18 protein-coding genes are annotated in these 19110 nt (G+C 33.6%); all 18 read right to left on the reverse strand.

All coding sequences use genetic code 11. The features are described from left to right. Positions 1-11: 11 nt before the first annotated feature. The 18 genes from K4422_RS13620 to K4422_RS06940 all read right to left on the reverse strand — a co-directional run bounded on the left by K4422_RS13620 (position 12) and on the right by K4422_RS06940 (position 19019). Positions 12-1145, reverse strand: coding sequence for a glycosyltransferase (locus tag K4422_RS13620; RefSeq protein ID WP_230710051.1), 1134 nt, complete (start codon positions 1143-1145; stop codon positions 12-14). After that, positions 1142-2281: a CDP-glycerol glycerophosphotransferase family protein gene (locus tag K4422_RS06860; protein WP_230710053.1), complete on the reverse strand. Its 1140-nt coding sequence runs from the start codon at positions 2279-2281 to the stop codon at positions 1142-1144. The genes K4422_RS13620 and K4422_RS06860 overlap by 4 nt, the downstream gene beginning before the upstream one ends. After that, positions 2278-3450, reverse strand: a complete 1173-nt coding sequence (locus K4422_RS06865) for an O-antigen ligase family protein (RefSeq protein WP_230710055.1) — start codon at positions 3448-3450, stop codon at positions 2278-2280. The genes K4422_RS06860 and K4422_RS06865 overlap by 4 nt, the downstream gene beginning before the upstream one ends. A 15-nt stretch (positions 3451-3465) precedes the next feature. Further along, complete coding sequence (locus K4422_RS13625; protein ID WP_230710057.1) at positions 3466-4491, reverse strand: glycosyltransferase; 1026 nt, start codon at positions 4489-4491, stop codon at positions 3466-3468. A gap of 8 nt (positions 4492-4499) precedes the next feature. Next, complete coding sequence (gene wecB, locus K4422_RS06875) at positions 4500-5624, reverse strand: non-hydrolyzing UDP-N-acetylglucosamine 2-epimerase (protein WP_230710058.1); 1125 nt, start codon at positions 5622-5624, stop codon at positions 4500-4502. A gap of 1 nt (position 5625) precedes the next feature. Beyond that, the gene (locus K4422_RS06880) at positions 5626-6735 is read right to left on the reverse strand and encodes a polysaccharide biosynthesis C-terminal domain-containing protein (RefSeq protein ID WP_230710060.1); all 1110 of its coding nucleotides are present in this window, start codon (positions 6733-6735) and stop codon (positions 5626-5628) included. Further along, positions 6732-7754, reverse strand: coding sequence for a polysaccharide biosynthesis protein (locus K4422_RS06885; RefSeq protein WP_230710062.1), 1023 nt, complete (start codon positions 7752-7754; stop codon positions 6732-6734). Before K4422_RS06885 ends, K4422_RS06880 begins: the two co-directional genes overlap by 4 nt. Continuing rightward, entirely contained in the window at positions 7741-8973 is a 1233-nt protein-coding gene (locus K4422_RS06890) for a glycosyltransferase family 4 protein (RefSeq protein ID WP_230710064.1), read from the reverse strand. The genes K4422_RS06885 and K4422_RS06890 overlap by 14 nt, the downstream gene beginning before the upstream one ends. Further along, on the reverse strand, positions 8970-9593 hold the full coding sequence (locus tag K4422_RS06895) for a sugar transferase (protein WP_230710066.1): 624 nt from the start codon (positions 9591-9593) through the stop codon (positions 8970-8972). The genes K4422_RS06890 and K4422_RS06895 overlap by 4 nt, the downstream gene beginning before the upstream one ends. Further along, positions 9580-10704 (reverse strand): DegT/DnrJ/EryC1/StrS family aminotransferase, encoded by a 1125-nt coding sequence (locus K4422_RS06900; RefSeq protein ID WP_230710067.1) that lies wholly within the window; start codon positions 10702-10704, stop codon positions 9580-9582. Before K4422_RS06900 ends, K4422_RS06895 begins: the two co-directional genes overlap by 14 nt. Position 10705: 1 nt before the next feature. Further along, the gene (locus K4422_RS06905; RefSeq protein WP_230710069.1) at positions 10706-11353 is read right to left on the reverse strand and encodes an acetyltransferase; all 648 of its coding nucleotides are present in this window, start codon (positions 11351-11353) and stop codon (positions 10706-10708) included. Then, positions 11337-13166, reverse strand: a complete 1830-nt coding sequence (locus tag K4422_RS06910) for a polysaccharide biosynthesis protein (RefSeq protein ID WP_230710071.1) — start codon at positions 13164-13166, stop codon at positions 11337-11339. Before K4422_RS06910 ends, K4422_RS06905 begins: the two co-directional genes overlap by 17 nt. An 11-nt stretch (positions 13167-13177) precedes the next feature. After that, complete coding sequence (locus K4422_RS06915; protein WP_230710074.1) at positions 13178-13942, reverse strand: tyrosine-protein phosphatase; 765 nt, start codon at positions 13940-13942, stop codon at positions 13178-13180. Positions 13943-13964: 22 nt separating this feature from the next. After that, positions 13965-14672 (reverse strand): CpsD/CapB family tyrosine-protein kinase, encoded by a 708-nt coding sequence (locus K4422_RS06920; RefSeq protein WP_230710076.1) that lies wholly within the window; start codon positions 14670-14672, stop codon positions 13965-13967. Between the two features lie 12 nt (positions 14673-14684). Beyond that, positions 14685-15482, reverse strand: coding sequence for a YveK family protein (locus K4422_RS06925; protein WP_230710078.1), 798 nt, complete (start codon positions 15480-15482; stop codon positions 14685-14687). 16 nt (positions 15483-15498) lie between these two features. Further along, positions 15499-16431, reverse strand: a complete 933-nt coding sequence (locus tag K4422_RS06930) for an LCP family glycopolymer transferase (protein WP_230710080.1) — start codon at positions 16429-16431, stop codon at positions 15499-15501. An 11-nt stretch (positions 16432-16442) separates the two neighbouring features. Continuing rightward, positions 16443-17339, reverse strand: coding sequence for a hypothetical protein (locus K4422_RS06935; RefSeq protein WP_230710082.1), 897 nt, complete (start codon positions 17337-17339; stop codon positions 16443-16445). A 492-nt stretch (positions 17340-17831) separates the two neighbouring features. Next, positions 17832-19019 carry a 3D domain-containing protein gene (locus K4422_RS06940; RefSeq protein WP_230710084.1) on the reverse strand — a complete coding sequence of 396 codons (1188 nt, stop codon included), beginning with the start codon at positions 19017-19019 and terminating at the stop codon, positions 17832-17834. Between the last annotated feature and the right edge of the window lie 91 nt (positions 19020-19110).

Consider the following 19110-nt stretch of genomic DNA (forward strand, 5'->3'; position numbering starts at 1 on the left):
ATAGTAAGTAATTACGCTCTACTCATTGGTCCTTCGTTATACACATTATTTTCGGAATCTCCAAACTTCATATTATCTACCACTTTAATTAGACGCTCAACAGCTACACTACCTGACCATTCTTTATAGATAGTACTATATGCTAAGTACTTAATATTCTCTATATCTACTTCGGAGAGAGTAAATAAGTTTTTTAAAGCATCTATAAATGATTCCTGAGAATTATTATAAACAAATCCATTAATTTCATTCTTCACTAGATAGTTCGTACTACCTGCGTCACTATTAGCTATAACAACACAGCCATTAGCCATGCCCTCATTTAAAACAGCTCCCCAGCCTTCACCAATATCACTACTAAATATGAGAACATCTGAATCTTTCATCTCATTTTGTACTTCAATATTAGTTAAACTAGATTTAAATGTCACTATAGAGTCAAGTTTTCTTCTAATAACTTCGTCTTTTATATATTGTAAACGAGGTCCATCCCCAATAGCAGTTATGCAACAATTATAGTTCAAATCTCGTATAATTTCTCCAGTGGTTATAATTATCTCAGGATGTTTCCATTCAATCATTCTTCCCACCCACAATATTTTTTCTACTCTTCCGTTAACTAAATTTTTATTATTTTTTATAATCTCTGGAAAATAACCCCACTTATACATTTTATTTTTAAAAGAGAAACATTTTTTCATATCGCTACTAACGTGAGAGCTCGCGCAGAGGAGATAGACTTCTTTATTTCGAATTTTAATATTTCTTAAAAAGTATTTTACTATTCTTAAAAAATCAAATTTATTTCCTTTAAGGATATGTTCAGAAATTCGGAAAGTTAATTTATTTTTTTCAAATCTTTGTTTAAAAAAAATATCTTTAGCGTCGCCTTGAATCGCAAGATCACATTCTGCAACTAAATTATATAAATTTTCGACCGAAATATATTTTTTATTACACTTATAAATCGAATATAAATACGGAATATTTTCAAAATCGTCGTTTTGAGCTCCTTTGAGATTTTCAATCTTCATTGCTTGAACCGTCTCGACAAAAATAAACTGATTACCAAATAGCTGATAAAAATGATCAGCAATAGGTTTAATATGATGATTGAAATAATTAGAAACAAAAACTATATTCACTTTTTACTTCCTCTCTGAAAAAAACCTAATTGAGTTAATAAATCTTTTGAATTATTAGGGAAATTATCATATTTTTGAAATACATTTTTTTGATCTTCTGTCATACTTTTTAAACTAGTTACTTTATCATCATCTACAAGGGATGATAAAAAAAGAAAAAAGCTTTGAATATCGTGTATAGTATAATTTTTAATACTTTTATCTACATTCTCTATCAAACCTCGATTTTTTACATATTTAGTGCGATCTGAAACGTCAATAGCAATTGGTTTATTTAATAATAAGTAATCAAAATAGATAGATGAATAATCAGTAATCAGTGCTGAAGTCTTGTTTAAAATAGAATAAAAGTTTTGTGGTAATAAATTATTTGAAGATGTAGCTATCCTTATATTGGTACATTCTTTATTAACCTGCTCCATCTTATAATTTTTATTCAATAAATCATATGGATGAAGTTTAACGATTAAATTAATACCTTTCTTTTTTAAAAAAACATCTAAATTTTGCATATCTAATAAGCTAAAAAAGGATATTGCATTCTCGTCATATTCGCCATTCAAATCTTCAGAATAAATATTTTTTCTATAAGTGGGCATCCAAATAACAGTTTGATTTAAGTTATCAAATAAATCAAAAAAATCGAATTGATCGTTACTGCTAAAAAAATCATTTCTTGGAGATCCCATATGCAATATTTTATCCGGATTAATTCCAAAAGATCTTATTAATGGTTCATTAAAAATTGGTGAATTACTTATAGTATAATCAAAATTAAATTTTGCAGCTTTATTTGAGAGTTTTCCAATCATCTTCAATGGCATACCATGCCAAAGATTTATTTTTTTTTGCCAAATAGGGCTAGAAAATTTTTCAAAGAAACCGTGCGTATAAAATATATAGTTTCCAATGAAAGAAAATAACAAGCCCTTTATAGATTTTTTTTGTACAAAAATAATCTTAATATTATTTTCTAAATTAGGCTTCATTAACAGCTGCTTATGTGTTTCAATTTCCTTTTCGTTATTACAAAGCCAAATATATTTTCCTTCAATCCTTGATTTAATCATCTCCCCAAATACTGCATATGTGTTTCCTGAGGTATTCGTATCACTAACAAATATATATTTTTTCATCTATTCCCCTCCAATTCTGCGTCGTAAGAAATAAAAATTCCACATAAAAAAAATAAAGAAAAAAGAGATGATGGTACAAATAGTGTATGTTCAAACAAAGAAGAAATAATGCTAATGAAAAAAAACAAATAGGATATGAGACTAGAATTGCGAATCTTACAAAATATTCCTATCAATATACCTAGTACCTGAATACAACCAAACAATCCAATGGTCACTAAAAAGTATGTTGGCGTGTTGTCCGTATTCAAAAAATGAGCATAAACATTTTCATCTGAATAGAGGGCACTAGAATTTAAATTCCCCATTCCAAACATAGTCAATCCATTGTCGATGAGATATCGGATTGTAATAATTTGTCTTTCAAATCTGCCACTAGTTAATGTATTAAATTCATATAAATTAAAAGATATATCATCAAAATAGAATATAAAAAATAACAATATGGTACAGACGGTCACACAAAAAAATATAACGCGAATTTCAATTCGTAGTTTTTTTATCATGTATATTGTTATAATAAAAAATATTGCTAAGGCGGGTGAAAGTAATGCTGTTCTGGAACCTGTATTGATTATTACAAAAAGGTAAAATCCCCCCATAATTAAATTCATTTTCAATTGATCTTTTCTTAATATAGATATTAGGCAGCAGATTAGACCCACCATAGCAATTAATCCGACAACATTAGGATTAGTAAACCCCAAATAACTTCTATACTCTCTTTCGTTTCCAAGCATATCAGCAAGTAAGTTGATTATATTAAATTTAAGTTCTCTACTATATATCACGTTCAAAAATAATGAAATAAAAATAGCTATATTCGTTATTTTGCAATAATTATATATATCGTTAAATAAACTAATAACAGCGATAACGAGAAAGATAAACAAAATATAACTAAAACTAAAGATAAGAGCATCCACAGTCATTAGACTATAAATATTAAATAAAATCAAAACTAGTGGACTTAAAAAGAAGGGTCCCAATAAGCTTAAAATTAAAGCATATCTTTTCAAGCTGATTTTTTCCTTAACTAAATAAGTAATCATTAAAAATGTAAAAGCGTATTTCATTAACTTTCCAAGCGACTGAAACTGAATTGAAGAAGATAAGACATAGCCTAATATTAAAAGAAAATAAAAGTTAACGTATAATTTTTTATTCATTTATGCACCACAACCTTATCTATTTCTCGTAATTATATCCAATAATGAATCATTATCTTCTTTTCGTTCATTCTTTGGTATATATGGAATATCCTCTTGAATTTGTTTTCTCATTAAATTAGCAAGTTGATTGGCATCAAAAAAATCAAAAAAATAACTATTTGGATAGCCATCTAGTACTTCTAAGGACACCTCTGTCTTTGCCGCAAATATCTTCGTTCCGGAATTCATACCTTCTAACAAAGGGATACCATATGATTCAATATACGATGGAAATATCAATATACTTTTAGAATACATTTCTAAAACTTTTTCTCTTGAAATTTTCCCCAAAAAAATAATATTGGATGTATTTACATTATACTTGCCAGAATTTTCAATAGTTAGAAAAACTTTAAAATTCACAATTTTTTGTTTGTTAAGAATTTCAATTGCTTTATAAATAACTTCATGGTTTTTATACAAAATATCAGCTGCAGGAAAGAAAAATGTTCTTACTTCCTTATCTTCATAAAAAAAACGCTGTGGCTTAACTTTTGGCTTTAAAATATAAATATCATTATTCATTTGTCTTTTTAATTCATTTGCTAAATATACAGTTTGAACTATTACTCCAGATTTACTAAGTTTTATGGTCTTTTTTATAATTAATCCTATTATTTTTTGATATATAGCGTACAAACGCTCTTCTTTTTTAAAAAAAGAAAAATGTTTTTCTTTTTGAAATGGTAATATTTGATGTAAATACACAAATTGTGGAGCTTTGATGCCCAAAGTAGCTGTATTTTGTAAGGAAATGTATATATCTGGAAATAAGTTATTAATCAATCTTCTCCCAAAAAAGACATCAAAATTTAGCCTTTTAATCCAACTTTTTTTTATATCTGGAAGAATCTTAATCTTTATGTTTGGTTTCTCTTCAAGGTAATAATCGTTGAGTAAAAAAATCCATTCATTATCATCATTAGAGTCTATAATCTCCTGATAAAGTTCTTTTAAAACCGACATTGCTCCTCCTTCAGAAGCCGCAATATCGTTCACAACAATCCTCATTTACTCCACACCACACGATTCACATAATCTGTATAACTTAAAATAATCCGTAATACTTTATTCGAAACATTAGGCATCGAATAATCTGCAACATGTCTTAAAGTATCTTTTTCCTGAGTTTCCAGAACCTTCAAGCCTTGTAAAATTCTTTCTTTATCCAATCCCACCATCATAACGCTCGCTTCTTCCATTGCCTCAGGACGCTCATGTGCTTGACGAATATTTAACGCTCTAAATCTAAGAATAGAAGATTCTTCGCTGATTGTACCACTATCACTTAATACTGCTTTAGCATTAACTTGTAGTTTATTATAGTCATTGAATCCCATAGGTTTCATGGTTTGCACAAGTTCATGGAATTTAACACCCTTAGCTTCAATCATTTTCATCGTTCTTGGATGAGTACTAATAATAATTGGCAATTGATAAATCTCCGCAATAGCATTTAGACTCTCAACTAACGACATAAAATTAGTTGTCGAATTAATATTTTCTTCGCGATGCGCTGATACGACAAAGTATCCATCTTTTTCTAGATTTAACTTTTCTAATATATCAGAGTTTTCAATATCTTCTTTACGAGAATTCAAAACTTCAAACATTGGGCTTCCAGTTTTAATCACTCGATCTGCAGGTAATCCTTCACGTAATAAGTATTCTCTTGCAATATCACTATATGTTAAGTTGATATCCGCGGTATGATCAACAATTTTACGATTGGTCTCTTCTGGTACTCGTTGATCAAAACAACGATTTCCGGCTTCCATATGAAAAATCGGAATATGTCGACGTTTCGCAGCGATAGCACACAAGCAGCTATTTGTATCGCCTAAAACAAGAAATGCATCTGGTTGTACTTCCTCTAAAATAGGATCAATTTTTATTAAAATATTGCCAACTGTTTCTATTGCTGTACCTACAGCAGCATTTAGGAAATAATCAGGTTTTCTTAATTTAAAATCTTCAAAAAACACTTCATTTAATTCATAGTCGTAATTTTGCCCTGTATGAACTAAAATATGTTCAATTGCCTCAGATTCTTCTAATCGATTGATCACTGCAGCAAGGCGAATAATTTCGGGGCGCGTTCCAACTACAGTCATGACTTTTAACTTTTTCATGTCAGACCTCCACGTAATAAGTATCAGGATTTTTCGGATCAAAAACCTCGTTGACCCACATAACAGTTACCATATCGTTATCACCTAAATTTTCGATATTATGTGTATAACCGACTGGAATGTCAACTACTTCAAGTTTTTCTCCTGAAACAAAATATTCAATAATTTCATCAGTATCGATTTTCCTAAAACGGATAACGCCAGTACCACTTACCACTAAAAATTTTTCATTTTTAGTATGATGCCAATGATTTCCTTTTGTTATTCCAGGTTTTGAAATATTAATGGAAACTTGACCACGATCTGGCGTTCGCAAAAATTCGGTAAAAGAACCACGATTATCAATATTCATTTTTAATGGGTAACTAAACTGATCTTCTGGTAGAAAACTTAAGTAAGTACTATATAAATTTTTCTCAAAGCGTTGATTTAATTCTGGTAAAGATAGAGTTTTGCGGCTTTCCTTAAAAGAGATAATCAAATCTTTCAATCTTCCGATAGAAATTGAATCAATCTCAGGAACGACACAGAAACCATCAATAGTAGTTGGATTTCCAACCAAACAACGTAATAACTCACTAACTACATCATCAATATAGCAAAAATCAATTATTACGTTTGGATCATTAACGGTAACTTCTTCATCACGAGCTATTTTATAGCAAAATGTTGCCACAACAGTATTGTAATTTGGACGTGACCATTTTCCATATAAATTGGCAAAACGATAGATGTAAACATCCGTGCTCGTTTCTTTAGAGTAGTTTCTGAATAAATCTTCACCAGCTTTCTTGCTTTTTCCGTAAGGATTATCAAGCTCAGCTTGTGTGGAAGAAGACAGCACAACAGGACAATTATTATTCTTTTCTTTTAAGATACTTAATAGTTCCGAAGAAAAGCCAAAATTTCCAGTCATAAACTCAGTTTCATCTTTAGGCCGATTAACGCCTGCCAAATGAAAGACAAACTCAGCATTTTCACAGTATTGTTCCAATAAATCTTTAGAGGTATTAATATCGTATTCATATACTTCATGTTGATTCAAATTCTTTAATTGAGCAACTAAATTTTTTCCTACAAAGCCTTTAGCCCCGGTTACTAGTATCTTCATTTGGCACTCCAAGCTTTCAATTCTTCTTGTATAATATCTAATTCCAATAATTTTTCTTTAATTTCATCAATGGTTAAGCGATGTGTATTATCAGAATTATACTCTTCATCTTGAGACAATTTTTTATCTCCATCTACAAAATACTTATCATAATTTAAATCACGTTTATCTGCAGGAACGCGGTAGAAACCACCCATATCTTTTGCAACAAGGTACTCTTCACGCGTTAATAAAGTTTCAAAGCGCTTTTCGCCGTGTCGTGTTCCAATAATATGAATTTCATTATCAACATTAAATAGTTCTTTTACAGCTTGAGCCAAATCGCCTACAGTTGAAGCAGGTGATTTTTGAACCATGATATCGCCAGGTGAAGCATTTTCAAATGCAAATGCCACTAAGCCTACTGCTTCATCAAGATTCATTAAGAAACGTGTCATATCTGGATCTGTCACTGTTAATGGTTTACCAGCTTTAATTTGTTCAATAAATAGGGGAATAACTGACCCTCTGGAAGCCATAACGTTACCATAGCGTGTGCAGCAAATCATAGTTCCTGTTCCTTCAACAGCACGAGCTTTGGCGATAATTACTTTTTCCATCATTGCTTTTGAAATCCCCATTGCATTGATTGGATAAGCTGCTTTATCAGTAGATAAACAAATAACTTTCTCAACACCAGCCTCAACAGCAGCAGTTAAAACGTTATCTGTTCCTAAAATATTAGTCTTTACAGCTTCAATTGGGAAAAATTCACAAGAGGGCACTTGTTTTAAAGCAGCCGCATGAAATACATAATTTACGCCGTACATCGCGTTTTTTACACTAGCTAAATCACGCACATCCCCTATGTAAAATTTCAACTTATCATTATTGTATTTCTTGCGCATATCATCTTGTTTCTTTTCATCACGAGAAAAAATACGAATTTCTTTTAAACCAGAATCTAAGAATCCCTTCATAACAGCATTACCAAAAGATCCTGTACCCCCTGTGATTAGTAACGTTTTATTTTCTAACATTGTCTTCATCCTCGCTAAAGTGTCTTATTATATTTTTATATGATTTTGAAACATCAAAATTATTCTTTAAATACTCGTAACCGTTATTCCCCATGATATTTCTTTTATCTTTGTCTAACAATACTGATAAATTATTCTTAAAACCATCTATGTCACCATGTTGAGACCATAACCCATATTCTCCATCAACCAATAAATCCTTTAAGTCTGTATTGATATCAGTCGCAGCAAGTATTGGTAGCTGAGCTTGCATATACCCTAACATTCTTGACGGAATATTAGGAATTGTGAACCGTTTATCTAAAAGAATCAAACCTATATCCGCCGTTTTTTCAAGATTATTGTAATTTTCTTTAGGCAAATATTTCATTAGCTGTGTTTTTTTTAATTTCATATTAGATAAGTAAATTTGGATTTTTTCATACTCCGTACCTGATCCAACAATCACCAAAGATACTCCTTGTATCACGTCAATGTATTCAGCAATTTCTAACAAAAAATCTATTCCTTGTGGAATTCCCAAGTTGCCTCCATAAAGAAGTAATGTATCACTCTCTGGTATATCCAATTGCTGACGCATGTTCTCATTATCTATATCTTTATTAAATTCTTCAACACGAATGGAATTTGGATTTACTTCTATAATTTTGTCATTCAAAAAAGGATTATTTTTTAGCAAATATTCTGAATTTCCCTTTGACATTGTTCCAATGTAATCAGATGCTTCATATAGTTTCTTCTCTTTGTATCTGAAATATTTATAGATAATAGATATAGTTTTCAACTTATTCAGATCTACAGCATTTTGAGGAAATATATCCTTTAGTAACAAATAACTTTTTGCGTTGTCTCTTTTCTTTACAAAACTAACTACTTTCTGAAAGGTAACGGGTGGTGTTGAATAAATAATCAAATCAAATGATACATCCGAAAAATATTTTTTTATTCCTTGTATATATTGACTTTCTAAGCGAATTGTTGATATTCCTTTTTCTATCAAATTTGTTTTTTGTATATTGCCTATTCTAAGCTTTAAAATCCGACAATTCTTTTCTATATTAATTAGCTTAGTTACTTTCTTTTTTTTTAATTCCACCGGAGAAATTATAGATATGTTATGCCCATTTTTTTTGAATTCTGAAAGTAAATCTGTATATATATTTCTTTCATTTAAACTATCAAAATCTAATAACGACAAGAAGAGAATGTTAAGACTCATGATTTATTTCCCTCAAATCTTTCAATCGTGACATGTTCATCTGCAGATATCCCTTCTCTAACAAATACTTTTTTTATCGTTAAGAAAAATATCTTCACATCAACCCTAAATGTAATATTATCCACATATTTACAATCCAAATTAAATTTTTCTTCCCAACTTATCGCATTTCGACCATTTACTTGAGCCAAGCCAGTTAGCCCTGGTCTAACCTCATGGCGCTTCTTTTGTTCTGAATTATACAATGGTAGGTATTCAACGAGCAGCGGTCTTGGACCAATAATACTCATATCTCCCTTAAGAATATTCCAGAGTTCGGGTAATTCATCAAGACTCGTAGATCTCAGTAATTTTCCAAATTTTGTTAGCCGCATTTCATCTGGCAACAAATTACCTGTACTATCTTTCTCATCAGTCATCGTTCGAAACTTATACATTGGAAAAATATGTTCATTTTTCCCTGGCCGAAGTTGTTTAAACAAAACTGGGGAGCCCAACTTAGTCCTTACTAAAATAGCCACAATTAGAAAAATTGGGCTTAAAACAATCAAAGCTAGGCCGGAAAGCAAAATATCCAAGCAACGTTTTACATACTTTCTATAAAAACTAGCCTTTCTCATTGGACAACACTCGCTTTATAACAGTTGCTACTCGGCTTAGATCCTCATCGGACATTTTTGAATCCGAAGGTAGACATACACCTGTTTCAAAAAGTCGTTGAGCAACGGTTTCCCCAATATAATCGTACTTTTCAAATACAGGCTGCAGATGCATTGGCTTCCAAATAGGTCGAGACTCGATATTTTCTTTTTCCAACTCGTCCATCAAGTAGGTTGGATTCACGTCTTTTAAAGTAATAGCTGATAGCCAATAGTTTGAAAAATCCCAATCATTTTCTGGCATAAATGAAATCTGCGATAATTCTTTCAATTCTTCTTTATAAAAATCATGTATATAGCGTTTTTTGGCAATACGGTCCTTCAAGACTTTCAACTGACCTCTGCCAATACCAGCAACAATGTTGCTCATACGATAGTTATAGCCAATCTCACTATGTTGATAATGTCTTGCTTGGTCCCGCGCTTGCGTTGCCCAAAAACGGACTTTCGCAATTCTCTCTTCGTTGTTAGAAACCAACATGCCCCCGCCAGACGTTGTGATGATTTTATTACCATTAAAAGAATAAATACCATAATCTCCAAAAGTGCCAGTATATTTCCCCTTATATGTCGTACCCAATGATTCTGCAGCATCTTCAATCAATGGTACATTAAATTCTTTACATATTTCCATAATTTCATCTAATTTCGCAGATAGTCCATAAAGATGAACAACAATAACAGCTTTGGCATCTGGATATTTTTCTAAAGCTTTCCGTAAATATGCAGGATTCATATTCCATGAATCTTTATCACTATCAACAAATACCGGTGTAGCATCTTGATAAATAATAGGATTAGCTGTGGCCGAAAAAGTCAATGACTGACAAATCACTACATCCCCTTTTCCAACACCAACTGCCTTTAAAGCCATATGGATTGCCGAAGTTCCTGAAACTAAAGCGGCTGCATGTCCCGCACCTACGAGTTCAGCTAACTCATTTTCAAAACCTGTAACATTTGCACCCAAGGGAGCAATCCAGTTTGTATCAAATGCCTCTTGTACATATTCTTGTTCATATCCTTGATCACTCATATGTGGTGAAGACAACAATATACGTTCATTTTCCATTTTATTCCCAGCTTTCTATTACTCTAGTTGGTACTCCAACATTTTTTGTCTTACTCTCGATATCTCTTATCACAACACTACCAGCTCCGATAATTGATGCTTCTCCTACTGCTAGTCCCTGAATAATTTTACTACCTACACCAATACTAGTTTCATTCCCAATCCTAACATTCCCCGAAACATTAATGCTTGGAAACAACGAGTTGTAACTACCTATTTCAACATCATGACCGATTGTTGTAGCAATATTTATCATATTAAAATTACCTAGTCTGATTGAGCTAGTAAAAGTAGTGTTGGCCATAATAATATTTCCAATCCCCATCTCAATCTCAAGACCAAATAAAGCACTTGGATCTATCAAATTAGGGAATATTAAATTTGATTTAGTTCTCAGTTTTTTATAGATATTTTTTTTAGCCTGTGGATTGGCAATTCCGATAGCAATAGCACACTCTTCATCTAAAGATAATAAATAATCTGTATTTCCTATTACTGGGTAGTCTAAAATCACGTTCCCGTGTAAATCACTATTATCATCCACATAGCCTAGTAGTTGATAATTTTCAATACGTGAAAGTAAGAATGTTACTTCCTTCGCAAATCCACCAGTTCCGACAATAATGATTTTTCTATTTATTCGAGGCATTTGCAAATTTCACAACCTCTCTAGCCAATTCTTTGTCATCAACATCAGCTAAGCTTTTAACAAAAGCCATTACCTGTGTTAAATCAAATCCCTTGATATTACCAACAAATATCTTTTCATAAACTTCTTCATCATTACGCTCTTTATCTAAAAGCAATTCTTCATACAATTTTTCCCCAGGACGAATACCCGCTTCTACAATTTCAATATCATCTTCACTGTAACCACTTAAACGGATCATATTTTTGGCTAAATCGATAATTTTAACGGGTTCGCCCATATCTAGCACAAATATTTCACCACCTTTTGCTAAGGCACCAGATTGGATTACCAACCGGCTTGCTTCTGGGATTGTCATAAAATAGCGGGTCATCCGAAAATCCGTAACTGTCACGGGGCCACCTTTTGCGATTTGTTCTCTAAATAATGGAATAACACTGCCGCGAGAACCTAGTACGTTACCGAAGCGAACTGCTGAAAATTTAGTTTTTCCAGTTTCATTTAAGCTTGTGACAATCATTTCTGCTATTCGCTTTGTTGAACCCATCACATTTGGTGGATTGTTGGCTTTATCTGTTGAGATCATAACAAAGTTTTTTACATTATTTGCTTTAGCAGCTTCTGCCACGTTTTTTGTCCCATAGACATTGTTTTTTACGGACTCTCTGGGATTATACTCCATCAAAGGAACGTGTTTATGGGCGGCGGCATGATAGACAATATCCGGATGGTAACGCTCCATCAATTCAAAAATTAATTTGCGATCTTGCACATCGGCAATAACCGGAACATATTCCGTTACTTTTCCTTTATACTTTGTAGTCAATTCCCGATGAATCTGGTAAATGGAATTTTCCCCATGTCCAAGTAATAAAATTCGTTTTGGGTTAAAATTAGAAACTTGTCGACAAATTTCCGAACCAATTGAGCCACCAGCACCGGTCACTAAAATCGTTTTCCCCGTTAATTGATCTTTAATAGCTGCAATGTCAAGCTTAACTTCTTCTCTTCCTAATAAATCAACGACATCAATTTCTTTTAAGCGTGACAAACTAACTTTTCCTGCTGCAACTTCTTCCATTGAAGGCATCGTGTTAACTTTTACTTCAGTTGATTCTAGCAGTTGAAAAATTTCACGCAGTTTTTTTCGCGATAAAGACGGGATAGCAATTGTCACCATGTCAATATCATTCTGTTGTACAAGTTCTGGTAAATCGCTAATTCTACCTAATACACGTCTGCCTGAAAGGTAAATTTTTTGTTTGTTGGGGTCATCATCAACAAAACCTATAACGTCAATGTCCCCGGCGGTTTTTGAGCCCAAAAAACTATTTAACAGAATACGACCACCTTCGCCAGCACCAACGATTATGGTGCGTTTTACTTCATCAGCATTTTGATTTTTACCACGCATATTCCGCCATTCCACAAACAAGCGCCAGATTAAACGACTACTGATAATCAAAAATGTCGATAAAATATATGTAAATAACTCTAAACGACGACTAAAAATATTATCTGAAAAAATAGATAATAAAATGATACTAAAAAAAGATTGTGAGGTTGTCGCTAAAAAAATAGCAATCATCTCTCTTAGATTGGTATAACGATTAATCCGTGTAAAAACGTGAAAGACAAAACCAAAAACTAAGTATAAGCCTATTGAAAGTAGCGTAGAGGATAGTACAAACCTTTCAGAAATTGGTACGAAAGGTTTCATAAATACATACGCTAATAAATTAGCAATTGCAATTAAAATACAGTCAACCACAACCAATATTGCAATTTTTCTTCTTCGTGTTAATGCAAACACACTTACTCCCCCTAAAATAACCCAAATTTTTTCTTTTTCACTGCAGTATAATTTGGCAATAGGATTTGATCCCCATTTAACAAATCTTTTGCTACCTGTTTCATCGCAACAACTTTGGCTTCACCAAAATCCTTTGCAATTGCTTCATAAGCTTCTTTCATGTAAAAGTTACGCTTCTTCACCCCATGAGCATCCGAAGCTACCATTTGGACTAAGTTATGTTCGACCATTTCTTTGGCCGTTTTCTGAATAGATTTACCAAAAGTGCCAACGTAACTTGGTGCTGTCAATTGAGCTAAGCAGCCCATATCTAAATATTCAATTAAATGATTAGGGTCTTCACGAAATTTAGCATTTCGCTCTGGGTGTACGATAACTGGAATTTTCCCCATGCCACGAAGTTGAAAAAAAATATCTTCTGTATATGCTGGTACATCTATTGTCGGAAATTCGATTAAAATATATGTATCATCTAAATCTGTAAATAGAATCTCATTATTTTTAATGTCTTCGATTAGTTCGCCCGTAATTCGCACTTCCTGTCCTTCTAGAACCGTTAATGACAAATTCCGTTTGTCCAGCTCTGCTTGCAGAGCTAGGACACGAGGAACAACAGTTGATTTAGGATTTGAATATTTCCCATTATTATGATGTGGCGTACAAAGAATATGGGTAATTCCTTGGCTAATCGCTTTTTCAGCCATTGCAATACTAGCAGCTAAATCTTCAGCTCCATCATCTACCCCGGGTAAAATATGACAATGTAAATCAATCATCGTTCCTCACTCCTAAAATTTTTTAACTACCGTAGTAATAATAATAACCTTGATCTTTTGTATGTTGTGCACCATTATAGACAACACCTAATACACGTGCGCCAACCATTTTTAATAAATCCCGTGCTTTTACCAATGATTCTTTCCGAGAGACATTTTCCCGGATTACAAGTACCGTTCCATCTGCTTTTGATGCCATAATTTGTGCATCTGTCACTGCCACAACCGGCGGCATATCAAAAATGACAATATCGTATAAATTTCGGGCTTCATCAATTACTTGATCCATCCGCGCAGAGCCTAATAATTCAGATGGATTTGGCGCTTTCGGACCACTGGTTAAAATTGATAAATTCTCAACACCTGACGGCTGGGCAGCTTCTAAAACACTTTTTTGTGTACTTAATACTGTACTTAAACCAATCTCATTACTTAAATTGAAAGTTTTGTAGACAGTTGGTTTACGCATATCGGCATCCACTAGAAGTACCCGCTGCCCTGATTTTGCAAATACAACTGCTAGATTCGCTGAACTTGTCGATTTGCCTTCTCCCGGTCCAGATGATGTTACAACAATTGTCTTAATTTGACGATCTGCGGAAGAAGCAAATTGAATGTTGGTACGAATCGTTCTAAATTGTTCTGAAATTGGTGAGGATGGGTCAACTAAAGTAATCAAACTTACAGGATGAGTTTGAGCTCCTTTACGTTCTGTATGTTTTTTTGACATTTTTGCTCCTCCTTATACACGTGAACGACTGCGTCTTGAAGCAGCTTCTGCATTTTTATTTTGATTTTCGTTTGATTTTTTAAATGATGGAATTAATGGTTTCTTCTGAATAGTAGCATCTAATTCTTTTTGACTCATTTGTGGTACGGTACCTAAAATCGTAAAGCCTAAATCTTCTGAAACAAACTTATCATCCTTCACAGTTCTGTCCAAAAGTTCTAATACAAAAGCTAGACCAACGCCAATCATCAAACCTAATACTAGACCAATTGCCAAATTCAATTTATTATTTGGTGAAACTGGTGTCATACTTGCAGATGCTTTTGAGATGATTGAGATTTTATTAACTTCTAGCACATCTTTGGCCGTTTCTTGGAAAATTTGCGCCGTTGTGTTGGCAATATGCTCCGCATTAATTGCACTACTATCTGTCGCTTTAATCGAAAACATTAATGAATTTTGTTGTTGCGTAACTTCCAATGCACCTTTAATTTCATTTGTGTTCATATCTAAGTTGTATTCTGATTCTAAACGGTCTTTAACTTGGTCAATTACCAAGTCCCCGGTAACAAGTTCTTTATACGTATTAATCATTTGCAAATTCGTATTTACGTCATTGGGGTTTGCTGTTGCTGTATCCCCTTGAGGTAAGGTTACAATTAATTGTGCCTGCGAGCTATATTGGGGAGTGATAATAAAGAATGTTGCCACTCCAGCTAGTGCAAGTCCAATAAAGCTACAGATGAAAATTGAAGCTAAATGTTTTCGTAAAATATCAAAAATTTGTTTCAGACTGATTGTCTCTTCCATTTTTTCGCCACTTTCTTTAGTTATTTACTGCTAATGTCTTTTTAAGTTCGGTTTGGACGCGATCTAATTCGGTTTGGCTAACTCGTTGGTAAGAAATGCCGTCTTGCATAAAACCGTCACCTTGCATTTGATCTTGCTGAATTTTGCCAAAGGCGCTACGATAATCGGCTGCAATTTTCTTCATATCATCAAAACTCATATCCGTTTTAACGTTGGTCTCCATTGCATCAAGCACTTCTTTATAACGGGTTACACCGTCAAAGGTTAATAATTTTTTTGCCACACCTTCAACAATCTTGCGTTGCCGTTCTTGCCGACCATAATCGCCTCTTGGATCTTCATGTCGCATGCGTGAAAATGATAGTGCTTGATCGCCGTTCAATTGAATTTTGCCATACTCAAAAGTATAACTATCTTGACTAAATTTTTGATCATTCGTAACCGTAATACCACCAACAGCATCGACTAATTCTTTTAGGCCCTTCATATTAATGGCAACATAGTGATCAATTGGAATATCAAGGTACTTTTCGACTGTATCCATTGACATTCCTGCACCACCAAAGGCATAGGCGTGGTTAATTTTATCTTTTGTCCCTCTGCCGACAATGTCGACATATGTATCACGGGGAATACTTGTGATTAATGTTTTTTCAGCATTTGGATTCACAGCTGCAACCATCATGGTATCAGAACGCCCAATTTCAGTTCGCCCTAAATCGCCCGTATCTATTCCAAGTAGTAACACAGAAAATGGTTTTTTTTCTGCAATCACGTTTTTTTGTTCCGCTTTGCGTTTTGTATCGAGTTGTCGTTCAACCGATTCGTATGTTTTTTGAACCGAACCGCTTAAATCCATGTAGACTTTGGCCCCAATCCCTACTACCGCAAGAGTTAGAATTAAGATAAAGCCAACAATTCCTAAGACAATCTTTTTTCCTTTAGACATATTGTTCTCCTTTAATAGCCAGTTTCAGAATATGATTCTCCAGCGCCCGTTTCGTTTGTTTCCCCTACGTTACTAGATTGCATCGTAGCTTCAGAATAAGTTGATGTGTCACTTGCTACGTTAGCCTCACCATAATCTGTCTTTCCTAAGCCTAGCTGTGTTGAAATTTTATCTGCTTGTTCAGTAAATTCTGCTTTTAATGTTTTATTGCGAACTTGACTGATGCTGTTCACCAGACTAAGATATTTTTCATATGTGGCATTATCTGTCACTTTACCGTCTTTTAACATACTATCAAGGGACTTATTAATGCTTGTTACTCGTTTTATCTGGGCATCTGCATAAGAAAGATACTCTTTTACTAGCTTCGTCCAATCACTTTCTTGAACAAAACCTAGCCGTTCTCGCACGGCACCGACATCTGTATCTTTTACTTTAGCCTTAATAACGACATTATTTTGTGCTTTTTGCCAATCGGTAACTGGTTTTTCAAATAAGTCATTCACATTATTTTGAATGGCAAACTTACTTTCAGCATCTGACATTTGCTTGTTTAATGTTTCTTTTTCTTTAGCAATAGTTTTCATGTTTTTTGGCACATCGGTTTCTTCAATACCAAAATCATCTGCTGAAACTTTAACACCATCCAACTTGGCACCAACTTGGGTTAATTCAGCGTCTTTCAAGTCCTTCTTCAAAAAAACTTTGTCCTTGTTTGAATAAAGTGATGTAAGATCACTATCCACTTCTTTTAATCGTTCTTGATCTTTTTCAACGGCAGTTTCAGCATAACTTACTTTTTGCTGATATTGTTTGTTGTTGTTTTCACGATAACCGACAAAACAAATCGCGACTGCACCGACTCCCACAGCTGCGACTGCGATCGTTTTAATAAGGGGGTTACCCATTGATACACGCTCCTAACTAACTTTTCTATTATATAACACTTTTTTTCGCAAAATCTCTAGCTTATTATACGTTAAGAAGGCAACATTTTAAAGGGCTATTTAAAACGTTGCCTCTTTTCACAATCTAGAATAAAAAAATTCTTTTTTAACAAAAAAGAGACTAGCTTATTTTTTTTAATAACAAATACTATAAATTTGCAATAATTCAACTAAATAATGATTACCAGAAATGCGCCACGTGAAACTATTTTTTTCTTAAAAAGATGAAATTGGATAACATTTCAATGAAATCAAATTTTCTATACCTTTATAAAGAAAACGTTTTTTCAGTTTAAACAAATTTAGATTTTTTTATAAAAAATTTATAAATTTCATCATAATTCTATCAAAACAAGCAAATCACCAGTTAAAAGATCGTAAAAAAAGGTACCAACACACGTTGATACCAGTTCTTACATTTTTATTTACGATTTCCGGTTTGTCACTAGAAAACTAACCTCGGATCGTCACTTGTACCTGACGGCGACCCCATTTTGTACATTGAGCAACTGTGGGAAAATGCACATCAATAATATTTCCTTTAATTGCACCGCCTGTATCTAGCGCTAACGCAACGCCGTAGCCTTGAACTTCAACTACTGTTCCCAGGGGAATCACGCTTGGATCAACGGCGACTGCTTGTGGATTTTGACGTAAGTCTGTCCCACTGGCCGTTAGATAGCTAGCACCTGGTTCGGCATAGGAATAAGCTGTTGATTCCATCATCATGGTACGACCACCACTAGTGGAACTGCCAGTGTTGTTATTATCATTATTATTGGTAGCATCATTATTAGAATTATTAGTGGAGCTTGAATTATTCGTAGTATTATTAGTGTTTGTTTCAGAGCTACTATTGGTATTATTACCTGTAGATGAGCTTGCGGTATTTTCAGCCGCTTCTTTTTGTTTAGCTGCTTCAGCTTCTTTTGCTGCTTTTTCGGCGGCAGCTTTTTGCGTCGCTGCCTTTTCTTCTGCTGCTTTTTGCGCTGCTAGACGGGCTTGTTCAACTTCTTTACTTTGGGCAATTTTTTGTAGGGTGCTTTGATTTTCAGCTAATTGATTTTTCAAATTAGCAATTTTACTATCCAATTCCCCTGCTTCAGCTTCTAAACTGGTCTTATTTTCTTTTAGGCTTGCAGAGGTTTTCTGCGCCGTAAGCTCTAAGTTTTCCAATTTTTCTTTTTCTGTGTTTAAATCGGCAACTTTTTGTTTTTGCGCATTCTGCAATAACGTCATAGCATAAGCACGGTTGATGAATTCTTGCAGATTGTCTGCGTCTAATAAGACGGACCAATCACGCTCTGCCCCACCGTTTACTTGAATTTCTTTTAAGCGTTCTGCCATGATTTCTTTTCTTTTCTCAATACTTTTTTGCGTGGTTGCAATATCTTGTTGTGCTTTTTTTAATGTTGCTTCATTTTCAGCAATTTTTGCTTTTGTCTTTTCTACCTGATCGTATTTGTCATTCACGTCGTTTAAGGCCAGTTGTACCTCGGCGCTGATTTGATTACTTTGACGTGTGATTGCAGACTCTTGCTCATTTAAAGAGTCCATTGATTCCGCAGCTGCAAATACCGGGCTGACAAGATTGATGGCTACAACAGCTGTCAAAACTGTCACCAATTTTTTTGCCTTCACAAAATCCACACCTTTCTTTTCTAATCTCCAATGCCACTTATTATACAAAGGAAAGGTGTATGTATCATTTCAGTTAGATTACATTTTGTTA

The sequence above is a fragment of the Enterococcus sp. SMC-9 genome, assembly GCF_021011285.1.
GTDB lineage: Bacteria > Bacillota > Bacilli > Lactobacillales > Enterococcaceae > Enterococcus_C > Enterococcus_C montenegrensis.

What these genes read in the sequence shown, in the direction of transcription:
- K4422_RS06915 (WP_230710074.1), bottom strand. Translation starts at nt 13,942, where the DNA reads ATGATTGATTTACATTGTCATATTTTACCCGGGGTAGATGATGGAGCT.
- K4422_RS06860 (WP_230710053.1), bottom strand. Translation starts at nt 2,281, where the DNA reads ATGAAAAAATATATATTTGTTAGTGATACGAATACCTCAGGAAACACA.
- K4422_RS06925 (WP_230710078.1), bottom strand. Translation starts at nt 15,482, where the DNA reads ATGGAAGAGACAATCAGTCTGAAACAAATTTTTGATATTTTACGAAAA.
- K4422_RS06895 (WP_230710066.1), bottom strand. Translation starts at nt 9,593, where the DNA reads ATGAGAAAGGCTAGTTTTTATAGAAAGTATGTAAAACGTTGCTTGGAT.
- K4422_RS06920 (WP_230710076.1), bottom strand. Translation starts at nt 14,672, where the DNA reads ATGTCAAAAAAACATACAGAACGTAAAGGAGCTCAAACTCATCCTGTA.
- K4422_RS06885 (WP_230710062.1), bottom strand. Translation starts at nt 7,754, where the DNA reads ATGTTAGAAAATAAAACGTTACTAATCACAGGGGGTACAGGATCTTTT.
- K4422_RS06900 (WP_230710067.1), bottom strand. Translation starts at nt 10,704, where the DNA reads ATGGAAAATGAACGTATATTGTTGTCTTCACCACATATGAGTGATCAA.
- K4422_RS06905 (WP_230710069.1), bottom strand. Translation starts at nt 11,353, where the DNA reads ATGCCTCGAATAAATAGAAAAATCATTATTGTCGGAACTGGTGGATTT.
- wecB (WP_230710058.1), bottom strand. Translation starts at nt 5,624, where the DNA reads ATGAAAAAGTTAAAAGTCATGACTGTAGTTGGAACGCGCCCCGAAATT.
- K4422_RS06880 (WP_230710060.1), bottom strand. Translation starts at nt 6,735, where the DNA reads ATGAAGATACTAGTAACCGGGGCTAAAGGCTTTGTAGGAAAAAATTTA.
- K4422_RS06935 (WP_230710082.1), bottom strand. Translation starts at nt 17,339, where the DNA reads ATGGGTAACCCCCTTATTAAAACGATCGCAGTCGCAGCTGTGGGAGTC.
- K4422_RS06930 (WP_230710080.1), bottom strand. Translation starts at nt 16,431, where the DNA reads ATGTCTAAAGGAAAAAAGATTGTCTTAGGAATTGTTGGCTTTATCTTA.
- K4422_RS06865 (WP_230710055.1), bottom strand. Translation starts at nt 3,450, where the DNA reads ATGAATAAAAAATTATACGTTAACTTTTATTTTCTTTTAATATTAGGC.
- K4422_RS06890 (WP_230710064.1), bottom strand. Translation starts at nt 8,973, where the DNA reads ATGAGTCTTAACATTCTCTTCTTGTCGTTATTAGATTTTGATAGTTTA.